The following is a 10,130-nucleotide window of genomic DNA, read 5'->3' on the forward strand; positions in this document are numbered from 1 at the left end:
CGTCGCGATAGTTAGGAAAGGTTCCTAACCTGCTTGAGGAGTAAGAGTGTTGCTCCGGACGCGGCGCGTCAAGGGGTCGCGCGCGGACCTTGACCTGACCGGGATTCAGGTACGTGACGCCGTCGCGGACTTCGGCCCGGCCGACCGGCCCGGCACCGGCTCATGCGAGCAGGTCGGCGACCGCGGCGATCCCTTCCGTGACGGCGCGCTCGTTCACATTGCCGAATCCCAGGACGAGTTGGGCCGGGGACTGCGCGCCCGTCGAACGGAACGCGCTCATGCCGTAGAGGCCGACCGCGCGGCCACGGGCGGCGGCGATGACGGAGTGTTCGGTGACGCCGGGCCGCGCGGCGGCGTCGAGGTGCGCCACGGCGTGGAAACCGGCGGCCAGGCCGCTGAGCCGGATGGCGGGCGCGTGCGCGGCGAGCGCCGCCTTGAGTGCTTCGCACCGGGCCCCGTAGATCCCGCGCATCCGCCGCAGATGGCGGTCGAAGCGGCCCGATTCGATCAGCCGGGCCAGGGCCAGTTGGTCGAGGGTGGGTGAGCCGCGGTCGCTGAGATGCTTGTCGGCCACGATCGCGTCGACGAGCGCGGGCGGGCAGAGCAGCCAGCCGATCCGCAGCGCGGGCACCAGGGATTTGCTGACGGTGCCGATGGCGACGACCCGGTCGGCGGCCAGGCCCTGGAGCGCGCCGACCGGCTCGCGGTCGTAGCGGAACTCGGCGTCGTAGTCGTCCTCGACGACCACGGCGTCCCTGCGCACCGCCCACTCGATCAGCGCCAGGCGCCGCTCGGGCGCCAGCACCACGCCGGTCGGCCACTGGTGGGCCGGGGTCACGACGACCGCGCGGGCGCCGGTCGCTTCCAGCGCGGTCACGTCGACGCCGTGCTCGTCGACGGGTACGGGGACGGCGGTCAGGCCCGCCGCCGCGGCCGCCGGCCCGATCACGGCGTGGGAGCCGGGGTCCTCGTACGCCACGGTGCGGACGCCGGACCGGGCGAGCGCGCGCAGGGTCAGGGCGAGGCCCTGGGCGTACCCGGAGCAGATCACGGTCCGCTCCGGGTCGGCCGCGGCGGCCCGTACCCGGCGCAGGTATCCGGCCACCACCTCGCGCAGCAGCGCGTGGCCGCGCGGGTCGCCGTAGTCGAGGGCCGAGGCGGGCATGGCGCGGACCGCCTCGCGCATCGCCCACAGCCAGTCGGCGACGGGGAACGCGGCCAGGTCGGGGACGCCCGCCTGGAAGTCGGCGAGCAGGCGCGGTGCGGGCGGCGTCCTCGGCTGCGGCGCGGGCGGCGCGCAGGCCCCGGCGGCGACGCGGGTCGCGGAGCCGACCCGCGTGACCAGATAGCCCTCGGACTGGAGCTGGGCGTAGCAGTCCTGGACGAGGCCGCGCGAGACGCCCAGGGCCGAGGCCAGTTCCCGGGAGGAGGGCAGTCGCTCGCCGACCTGGAGCCGGCCGGATCTGATCGTGTCCCGCACCCCGCGTTCGAGCTGCGACCGCAGCGGTTCCGTACTGTCCCGGTCGATCACAAGCAACAGTTCCGGCGACAAACCGGACCACTCCAGCGGCATGAAAATGGAGCTTACCCGGGTACCGGCCGCACCCCTAGCGTCAATGCCATGACGACCACGACGCGCGCCTCCGACGCCGCCGACCCCGCCGCGCAACCAGATGCCGACGACCCCTCGGAGCCCGCCACCTGCCGTGAGCCGACCCCGGCCCCGGAACCCGCCTCGGCCTCGGACCGAGATCCGCGCCTGGACTCGGGTCCTGCCCAGGGGCCCGGCTCGGACCGGGAGGCGGGCCTGACCTCGGCTCCCGCCGAGAGGCCCGGCTCGGGCGAGGAGCCGGCTCTCGCCACGGGCCTAGCACCGGAGCCCGGCTCCGGCAAAGAGGGAAATCCGGCTTCGGGCTCCGCCCAGGAGCCCGCTTCAGGCCGGGAGGCGGGGGCGGACTCGGGTCCCGCCCAGGGGGGCGGCTCGGGGCAGGCTCGGGACTGCTCGTCGGCCGCTCGCGGTCCGGCGGCGACCGGCTCGGGGGCAGGGGCCGGGTCCGGCGACGTGCGGCCGACGCTGGTGACGCGGGAGTTGCTGTTGCGCTGCGCCACGATCGTCGGCGCGTCGGCGAGCTTCTTTCTGCTGTTGTCGGTGGTGCCGCTGTACGCGGAGCGGTCCGGCGCGAGTGGCGGGGCGGGGCTGGCGTCGGGGACGCTGATGCTGGCCACTGTCTGCGGCGAGCTGGCCACGCCTCGGCTCGTCGCCCGGTACGGGTACCGGCGGGCGCTGGCGGCCGGTCTCGTGCTGCTCGGCGCGCCCGCCCTGGTGCTGACCGCGTCGGACGGCATGGCGTGGATCGCGGCGGTCTGCTTCGTCCGGGGCGTGGGCTTCGCCCTGACCATCGTCGCGGGCGGCGCGCTGACCGCGACGCTCATCCCCGCCGAGCGGCGGGGCGAGGGCCTCGCGCTCGCGGGCGCCATGGAGGGGGTGCCCTCGTTCATCGCGCTGCCGCTCGGAGTGTGGTTCGCCGCGCATGTCGGATACACCGCCGTCTGCGTGGCCGGTGGGCTGCTGGCGCTCGCCGCCGTCGCGGTCGTTCCCGCCCTGCCGGGACACGCGCCGGCCGGGGACGGGCACAAGGCGGCGGTGGGTGTGCTGGCCGGATTCCGTACCGGCGCGCTGGCCAGGCCCACCGCGGTCTTCGCGACCACCGCGCTCGGCGTGGGGATCATCGTGACCTTCCTGCCGCTCGCCGTGCCCTCCGGCGCGACCGGCCTGGTCGCCGCGGCCCTCTTCGTACAGCCCGCCGCGTCCACCGCGGCCAACTGGTTCGCCGGACGCAGCGGCGACCGGCACGGCTCGCAGCGCCTCGTGCTGCCCGCCCTGCTGCTGTCGGCTTCCGGGCTGCTGCTCACCGCTCTCACCGGCAGCGCGGTCGCGGTCCTCACCGGGGTCGCCCTCTTCGGCGTCGGCTTCGGCATGGCCCAGAACGCGACGCTGGCCCTGATGTACGCGCGCGTCCCGGAGTCCGGCTACGGCACCGTCAGCGCACTGTGGAACTCCGCGTACGACGCCGGGATGGGTTTCGGCGCCCTCGGATACGGCGCGCTGGCCGCCGCCACGGGCTATCCGCTCGCCTTCACGCTCACCGCGGGCCTGATGCTCATCGCGCTCGTACCGGCCCTGGGCGACCGGCGCCGCCCGTCCGTCGCCGCGCGGTGAGCCCCCGCAGTCGCGGTGCCGACCCCGCCCCGGCCGTCAGCCCTCGCCGCGGGCCGCGGCCTGGCGGCGGCGCTTGCCGAGGGCGGCCTGCGACAGGTCCTCGGCGTTCGAGGTGAGGTTCTTCCAGCCGTAGCCGCGCTCGGTCAGCCAGCCGCGGGCGGCGGCCTCGGCGCGCTCCGTGGCCTCCAGGATGTCCTCCTCCGCCTCGCCCGAGTCCAGGTAGCGGAAGGTGAAGAAGGGACGGGCCGCGAGGTCGTAGGTCAGGGTGCCCTCGGCGGTGAAGGCGGCATGCAGGATGTCGTGCTCCGCCGCCCGCGCGAGCAGTGCGGTCCGCTGGTCCGCGGTGAGCGCGTCGAAGGCGCCGCGGACGGTGATCCGGAAGGTGCGTGTACTCATCCCCGGATCGTAGGCAGCCGGTCGGCGATCGGCGTACCGGTTTTCCCGGCGAACCGTGGCGGCCGTGGTGATCGCGACGACCGCAGCGACCGCGGCGGCCGGGCAGACCGGGCGCCCGGCCGTCCGGTGCCGCCCTCTCCACCGCCGCCGGCCGCTCGTCCCGCCTTGTGCTTGACAGGCACTCCCGATGCTGATTTTTTAGCTGTCATACGCCCGAACCGAATGGTCGGTCGGTGCATCCACAAGGTGGTGGGCAGCGGTGACTCAGGGCAGCGACGCCAGGCTCGACACGGGACCGGCACCGGGTCCGCCCCCGGACGCGGTACGAGCGTCCGCGCGAGGGACCACGGACGGGGCCGAAAACGGGGCCGGGATCGCGGCGGCGCAGGCGATGTTCTCGGCCGACCGGGCGTCGAACGGGCTCGGTGTCGAGCTGCTGCACCTCGGTGAGGGCGTCGCCGTCGTGCGGATGGTCGTCACCGCCGCGATGGTCAACGGGCACGGCACCGCCCACGGCGGCTATCTCTTCCTGCTGGCCGACACCGCCTTCGCCTGTGCCTGCAACACCGACGGGGCGGCGACCGTCGCCGCGGCGGCGGACATCGACTTCGTCGCCCCGGCCCATGAGGGCGACGCGCTGCTGGCCACCGCCCGCGAGCGGGCGCGATTCGGCCGCAGCGGGATCTACGACGTACAGGTGCGGCGCGGCGACGAGCTGATCGCCGAATTCCGCGGCCGGAGCCGTACGCTGCGCGGCGCCGACGCGAAGGAGACCTCGTGAGCCACCTGGGCGGGACGACCCCGCGGGAGACCCCGGACGCGGCGGAGCGGATGACTCGCGCTGAGCTGGCGGCCCTTCAGCTCACGCGGCTTCAGGCGACGTTGCGCCACGCGTATGCCCATGTGGAGCTGTACCGGCGGAAGTTCGACGAGGCGGGTGTCGTACCCGCCGACTGCCGGACGCTGGAGGATCTGGCGCGCTTCCCCTTCACCACCAAGGCCGATCTGCGCGACACGTACCCCTTCGGGATGTTCGCCGTGCCGATGTCCGAGGTGCGCCGGGTGCACGCGTCGAGCGGCACCACCGGTCGTCCCACGGTGGTGGGTTACACCGAGGGCGATCTGTCGATGTGGGCCGACGTGGTGGCCCGTTCGATCCGCGCGGCGGGCGGCCGTCCCGGCGACAAGGTCCATGTCGCCTACGGATACGGCCTGTTCACCGGGGGCCTGGGCGCGCACTACGGCGCGGAGCGTGCGGGCTGTACGGTCATCCCCGCGTCGGGCGGCATGACGGCCCGTCAGGTGCAGATCATCCAGGACTTCGAGCCCGAGATCATCATGGTCACCCCGTCGTACATGCTCACGCTACTCGACGAGTTCGAGCGGCAGGGCGTCGACCCGCGCGGCACCTCGCTGCGGGTGGGGATCTTCGGCGCGGAGCCGTGGACGGAGCAGATGCGCCGCGAGATCGAGGAGCGCTTCGCCATCGACGCCGTCGACATCTACGGCCTGTCGGAGGTGATCGGCCCCGGCGTGGCGCAGGAGTGCGTGGAGACCAAGGACGGTCTGCACATCTGGGAGGACCACTTCTATCCGGAGGTGGTCGACCCGCTGACCGACGACGTCATGCCGCAGGGCGAGAGCGGTGAGCTGGTCTTCACCTCGCTCACCAAGGAGGCGCTGCCGGTGATCCGGTACCGCACCCGCGACCTGACGCGGCTGCTGCCCGGTACCGCGCGGCCCGCCTTCCGCCGGATGGAGAAGGTCACCGGCCGCAGCGACGACATGATCATCCTGCGCGGGGTGAATGTCTTCCCGAGCCAGATCGAGGAGATCGTGCTGCGGACGCCCGGTGTCGCGCCGCACTTCAGGATCGAGCTGACCCGGCGCGGCCGGATGGACCACATGACCGTCTACGCCGAGGCCAGGGCGGAGGCCGGTACGGAGCTGCGGGACGCGGGCGCGGCGGCCATCGCGCAGGGCGTCAAGGACGGTGTGGGCGTGAGCGTCGAGGTGCGGGTCGTGGACCCGGAGACGCTGGAGCGCTCGGTCGGCAAGATCCAGCGGGTCAAGGACCTGCGGGCGAAAGAATGAGGGCGAAGGGCTGAGCGCGAAGGGCCGCGGACGAACGGTTGAGGACGAACGGTTGAGGGTGCGGGCTCCAGCCCCGGCCCGCACCGCACCCGTCAAAGCGGCGGGCGGACCTCCGTACAGGAGGTCCGCCCGTCTGTGCTGTGCGCACACGCCGTACGGCCGCCTCGGCGGAGCGGCCGTACGCGTCCTACTCGATGTCGATCGGGCCGTCGGACGACGTGCCCTTGCCGCCCTTCCCCTTGCCGTTGCGGCCGTCGCCCGGGTGCGTCAGACCGCGCAGCGCGGGCAGGTTGTCCGAGCTGTCCGAGTCCGAACCGGAGCCGCCCTCACCGCCGTTGAGGTTGTTGCGGACCGAGTCGAGGATCGTCAGCCCCTGGCTGACCAGGCCCGCCGCGATCTCGCTGAGCCCGTCGGCGCCGTTGAGCACGTTGACATTGGCACCGGCCAGACCGCCGGCCGCCTCCTTCACGATCAGCGGGAGCTGGTCGATCAGCATGCGGTCGAGCGCCACCCGGTCGTGCGAGGCCGCCGCGGCGGCCTGGATGCGCATCCGCTCGGCGTCGGCGACGGCGAGCACCCTGATCCGCTCGGCCTCCGCCTCAGCGGGCTTGACGATCTCCGCCACGAGCTGCTGCTGGCGCAACTCGGCCGCGCGCAGCGCCAGTTCGGTCTGCGCGGCGAGCACTTCCTGCTGCGCGTGCGCCTGGGCGAGGGGGCCCGCCTGCGCGGCCTCGGCCTGCGCGCGGTCGACCTGCGCCGAGTACTCGGCCTGAACGACGGCGGTCTGCCGGGCGTACTCCGCCTGGTTCCTGGCGGCGATCTGCTGCGCCTCCACCGACGCCTGCGTGGCCTGGGCCTGCGCGATCTGCGCCTGCCGCTGGATGGCGGCTTTGTGCGGCGCCGACATGGCGTCGATGTAGCCGGTCTCGCCGTCGTCGATGGACTGGATCTGCAACGAGTCGACGCTCAGGCCGATCTTCGCCATCTCCGTCTTGGAGGTCTCCAGCACCTCGGAGGCCAGTTTCTGCCGCTCGGTGACGATCTCCTCGACCGTCATCGAGCCGATGATCGACCGCAGGTGACCGGCGAAGATCCGGCCGGTCAGAATCGACATCTGGTCCTGGTCGGACAGGAAACGCTGTCCGGCGTTGACAATGCTCTCGTGGTCGTTGCCGACCTTGAACGCGATGACGGCCTTCACCGTCAGCGCGATGCCCTGCCGGGTCACACAGGTCTCGGCGACTTCCGCCTCGCACATCGCGAGCGTGATGAACCGGGTCTTGCGGAAGACCGGCAGAACGAACTTTCCGTGGCCGGTGACCACACGGAACGGCGCACCCCCCAGTCCACGCCGACCGCCCGAGATCAACATCGCCTCGTCCGGCGCGGGAACGCGGTAACCGAACATCCTTTGTCTCCTTCATGTGCGCCGGCTCAGTCGGCCAGCGCGTCCAACGGGTCGGCCCACTCGATGACGTCCACCTGGCGTGTGCCACGCGAGTCCACCACCAGCACGGTCGCCCCCTTAGGCAGGGGTTCCTCGGACCAGGCGAGGAAGGTCTCGCTGCCTCCTCTGACCCGCACGTAGACCTCACCGGGTCCGGCGAGGCCGCGCGTGCCGATGAGCAGCTCCCCCGTACAACCGATCACGGCTTCGTCCTGCGCCATTCCCGGCCGCCCCTCACTTCTCGTGTCCGTTCCGGTCCTGGAATCTCCGTCTCATTCATCCTCCCACCAGCGGCCTCTTCCGGTCCGTCACCGGTCCGTACCAAATACGGAACGCCGCACCGTACCGCTCATCCGTGGATGGCGATTGGACGCGCCACCGGGGTCCCGCTCGTGCCAGGGTGTGGGAAGACCGTTCCTCTGCTGGGAGGCTGGATGTTCCGGGGCTTCACCGCGCCCTTGTCAGGCAGGACCGAGCGCGACCGTACGACGGCCGCCTCCGCGTTGGCGTACATCCGTACCGAGACGGGCAGCGCGGCCGTGCTGCTCGCGGCCACCCTGGTGGCGCTGGTCTGGGCGAATGTCGCGCCCGGCGGCTATGAGTCGGCGTGGGCGACGCACCTGTCCTTCCGCTTCGGGGACCACGGGCTCGACCTGGACCTGCGGGAATGGGTGAACAGCGGGCTGATGACGCTGTTCTTCCTGGTCGTCGGCCTGGAGGCGCGGCGCGAGTTCGACATGGGCGAGTTGCGCGACCGGCGCCGTATCCCGCTGCCCATGCTGGCCGGGATCAGCGGCATGGCCGTACCGATCGCGATCTACCTCATGGTGAACGCGGGCCGGTCCTCGGTGCACGGCTGGGGCACCGCGATGTCCACCGACACGGCTTTCGCGCTGGGCATGCTGGCGCTGCTCGGCTCGCGGTTCCCCGAACGGCTGCACACCTTCATCCTGACCGTCGCCGTCGTGGACGACTTCCTGGCGCTCGGCGTGATCGCGGTGGCGTACAGCGACCACATCTCGTGGACGCCGCTGATCGTCGGGATCGGCGTCCTGCTGGTGGTGTACGCGGTCCGCAGCGCCGGTGTGCGGCGCGGCGCGGTCTACGGGGTGCTGGGGGTGATCGCCTGGGTGGCGTTCCTGCATTCCGGGGTGGACCCGCTGGTCGTCGGTCTGATCATGGGCCTGCTCTCCTTCGCCTACCCGGCGTCGCGGGACGCGCTGGAGCGGGCGACGGGGCTGTTCCGGTCCTTCCGCGAGCAGCCGACCGCGGAGCTGGAGCGCGAGGCGCGGCTGGGCCTGGCCTCCGCGGTCTCCCCCAACGACCGGCTCCAGCGGCTGTGGCACCCGTGGAGCAGTTATGTGATCGTGCCGCTGTTCGCGCTGGCCAACGCGGGGATCGAGATCAACGGCTCGCTGCTGGCCGACGCCTTCACCTCGCCGATCACGCTCGGCATCCTGCTGGCGTACGGGCTCGGCAAGCCGATCGGCATCGTGGGCGCGTCCGCGCTGGCCACCAGGCTGAGCCGGGGCCGGATGCGGCCGTCGGTCGGCTGGGCGGCGGTGCTGGGCGGCGGTTCCATCGCGGGTATCGGCTTCACGGTGTCGCTGCTGATCGCGACGCTGGCCTTCGACGGGGACCAGCTCGCGCAGGCGAAGATCGGCGTGCTCAGCGCGGTCGTCTTCGCCATGCTCAGCACGACGGTGGTCGCGCTGGTCGCCGGGCGGCTGCCGGAGACGCGCAGGGCGCGTGCCCTGCTGGGCACCGCGGAGTCCGTCGTGGACCTCGTCGAGCCCGTCGACCCGGCCCGCGACCATGTCCGCGGGCCGGTGGACGCGCCGGTGACGATCGTGGAGTACGGCGACTTCGAGTGCCCCTTCTGCGGCCAGGCGGAGACCGTCGTACGCGAGCTGCTCGCCGACTTCGGCGACAGCGTCCGCTACGTGTGGCGGCACCTGCCGCTCAACGACGTGCACCCGCACGCCCAGCTCGCCGCGGAGGCGTCGGAGGCCGCCGCCGAGCAGGGCCGCTTCTGGGAGATGCGGGACCTGCTCTTCGAGCGGCAGGACGCGCTCAAGGTGCGCGATCTGCTGGACCACGCGCGGGAGATCGGGCTCGACGTTGCGCTGTTCAAGGAGTCGCTGCACAAGCGGCACGGCGCGCGGCGGATCGCGAAGGACGTGGAGTCCGCCGACCTGAGCGGGGTGTCGGGCACCCCGACCTTCTTCATCAACGGCCGCCGCCACCATGGCGCGTACGACATCGACAGCCTGTCCGCGGCGGTGATCTCGGCGCGCGAGCGGGCGCTGGTGGAGCAGGGCGGGGCGGAGGCGTAGCGGACCCGCGGACGGGGCCTACGCCGCCGCGTCCGCGGGGGCTCGCGCGCTCCGGGGTCTCAGGGGTGGAGGGAGCGGACCGCGCGGGGGACGCCGGGGGCCTGGTGGCCGCCGCTGGCGATCATCCGCACCTCGCCGTCCGCGCTGATCTCGGCGCGGACGATCCCGGTCTCGTCCTCGTAGACCGGGTAGCCGCCCGCGCCGGATTTCTCGGTCCTGCGTACGACGACGACGTCGTCCTCCACCGCGGGAGCCTGGAACACCAGCTCGTAGATCTCCGGGTAATCCATATAGGACCTCCTGACCCGCCCATCATCTCCCGCGACGTCCCGGCCCGCCTCTGGGGACCCGGCGGGTACGCCGGCGGTCGCGGCGGTGGCGCGGAAGCGGGCGCGACATGGTCCCGGAGGGGCTCGGGAGGACGGGTCGAAAGGCGGACAGAGAGGTGAACGCGGACAGAAAGATGAACAACGTGTCACACCGGCCGGTCGAGGGCGCCGGTCCGCTGACACACCGGCCGCCGCTGTGGTTCCCTGGCGTCATGACCCCGCTGCTCGTGATGCGCCGCCACGTGGACTACGGGCGTGTCACGAACATGGCCTGTCCCGCCGTGCGCTGACGTCGCGCTCTCGACGTC

Annotated in this window: 10 protein-coding genes; 5 read left to right on the forward strand and 5 right to left on the reverse strand. The window is 72.6% G+C overall.

Annotation, left to right across the window (positions count from 1 at the left end):
- Positions 1–160: 160 nt before the first annotated feature.
- Positions 161–1,573, reverse strand: coding sequence for an aminotransferase class I/II-fold pyridoxal phosphate-dependent enzyme (locus tag ACFY9V_RS18120; protein ID WP_391161898.1), 1,413 nt, complete (start codon positions 1,571–1,573; stop codon positions 161–163).
- A 48-nt stretch (positions 1,574–1,621) separates the two neighbouring features.
- On the opposite strand from ACFY9V_RS18120, the gene ACFY9V_RS18125 reads away from it, so the two are divergent.
- The gene (locus tag ACFY9V_RS18125; protein ID WP_391161899.1) at positions 1,622–3,220 is read left to right on the forward strand and encodes an MFS transporter; all 1,599 of its coding nucleotides are present in this window, start codon (positions 1,622–1,624) and stop codon (positions 3,218–3,220) included.
- A gap of 36 nt (positions 3,221–3,256) precedes the next feature.
- Here ACFY9V_RS18125 and ACFY9V_RS18130 read toward each other — a convergent pair whose 3' ends face one another.
- A complete protein-coding gene (locus ACFY9V_RS18130) occupies positions 3,257–3,616 on the reverse strand; it encodes a DUF6204 family protein (protein WP_355340856.1) in 360 nt (119 codons plus the stop codon).
- A 391-nt stretch (positions 3,617–4,007) separates the two neighbouring features.
- Here ACFY9V_RS18130 and paaI point away from each other — a divergent pair, with 391 nt between their 5' ends.
- Positions 4,008–4,397, forward strand: coding sequence for a hydroxyphenylacetyl-CoA thioesterase PaaI (paaI, locus tag ACFY9V_RS18135; protein ID WP_355341320.1), 390 nt, complete (start codon positions 4,008–4,010; stop codon positions 4,395–4,397).
- 50 nt (positions 4,398–4,447) lie between these two features.
- The gene (paaK, locus tag ACFY9V_RS18140; protein ID WP_391162215.1) at positions 4,448–5,710 is read left to right on the forward strand and encodes a phenylacetate--CoA ligase PaaK; all 1,263 of its coding nucleotides are present in this window, start codon (positions 4,448–4,450) and stop codon (positions 5,708–5,710) included.
- Positions 5,711–5,897: 187 nt separating this feature from the next.
- Here the strand turns inward: paaK and ACFY9V_RS18145 are convergent, their stop codons facing one another.
- On the reverse strand, positions 5,898–7,118 hold the full coding sequence (locus ACFY9V_RS18145; protein ID WP_391118136.1) for an SPFH domain-containing protein: 1,221 nt from the start codon (positions 7,116–7,118) through the stop codon (positions 5,898–5,900).
- A 26-nt stretch (positions 7,119–7,144) separates the two neighbouring features.
- A complete protein-coding gene (locus ACFY9V_RS18150; protein ID WP_188285579.1) occupies positions 7,145–7,378 on the reverse strand; it encodes a hypothetical protein in 234 nt (77 codons plus the stop codon).
- Between the two features lie 213 nt (positions 7,379–7,591).
- On the opposite strand from ACFY9V_RS18150, the gene nhaA reads away from it, so the two are divergent.
- Positions 7,592–9,493, forward strand: a complete 1,902-nt coding sequence (gene nhaA / locus ACFY9V_RS18155) for a Na+/H+ antiporter NhaA (protein ID WP_355340864.1) — start codon at positions 7,592–7,594, stop codon at positions 9,491–9,493.
- A 59-nt stretch (positions 9,494–9,552) separates the two neighbouring features.
- Here nhaA and ACFY9V_RS18160 read toward each other — a convergent pair whose 3' ends face one another.
- Positions 9,553–9,783: a DUF6296 family protein gene (locus ACFY9V_RS18160; RefSeq protein WP_355340867.1), complete on the reverse strand. Its 231-nt coding sequence runs from the start codon at positions 9,781–9,783 to the stop codon at positions 9,553–9,555.
- 173 nt (positions 9,784–9,956) lie between these two features.
- Between ACFY9V_RS18160 and ACFY9V_RS18165 the strand changes: the two genes are divergently transcribed.
- Positions 9,957–10,112: a hypothetical protein gene (locus ACFY9V_RS18165; protein ID WP_355340870.1), complete on the forward strand. Its 156-nt coding sequence runs from the start codon at positions 9,957–9,959 to the stop codon at positions 10,110–10,112.
- Positions 10,113–10,130: the final 18 nt, after the last annotated feature.

The sequence above is a fragment of the Streptomyces sp. NPDC008317 genome, assembly GCF_042955955.1.
In the GTDB taxonomy this organism is placed as follows: Bacteria; Actinomycetota; Actinomycetes; order Streptomycetales; family Streptomycetaceae; genus Actinacidiphila.

Coding starts and splice junctions, on each gene's coding strand:
- ACFY9V_RS18120 (WP_391161898.1), bottom strand. CDS start 1,573: ATGCCGCTGGAGTGGTCCGGTTTGTCGCCGGAACTGTTGCTTGTGATC.
- ACFY9V_RS18125 (WP_391161899.1), top strand. CDS start 1,622: ATGACGACCACGACGCGCGCCTCCGACGCCGCCGACCCCGCCGCGCAA.
- ACFY9V_RS18130 (WP_355340856.1), bottom strand. CDS start 3,616: ATGAGTACACGCACCTTCCGGATCACCGTCCGCGGCGCCTTCGACGCG.
- paaI (WP_355341320.1), top strand. CDS start 4,008: ATGTTCTCGGCCGACCGGGCGTCGAACGGGCTCGGTGTCGAGCTGCTG.
- paaK (WP_391162215.1), top strand. CDS start 4,448: ATGACTCGCGCTGAGCTGGCGGCCCTTCAGCTCACGCGGCTTCAGGCG.
- ACFY9V_RS18145 (WP_391118136.1), bottom strand. CDS start 7,118: ATGTTCGGTTACCGCGTTCCCGCGCCGGACGAGGCGATGTTGATCTCG.
- ACFY9V_RS18150 (WP_188285579.1), bottom strand. CDS start 7,378: ATGGCGCAGGACGAAGCCGTGATCGGTTGTACGGGGGAGCTGCTCATC.
- nhaA (WP_355340864.1), top strand. CDS start 7,592: ATGTTCCGGGGCTTCACCGCGCCCTTGTCAGGCAGGACCGAGCGCGAC.
- ACFY9V_RS18160 (WP_355340867.1), bottom strand. CDS start 9,783: ATGGATTACCCGGAGATCTACGAGCTGGTGTTCCAGGCTCCCGCGGTG.
- ACFY9V_RS18165 (WP_355340870.1), top strand. CDS start 9,957: ATGAACAACGTGTCACACCGGCCGGTCGAGGGCGCCGGTCCGCTGACA.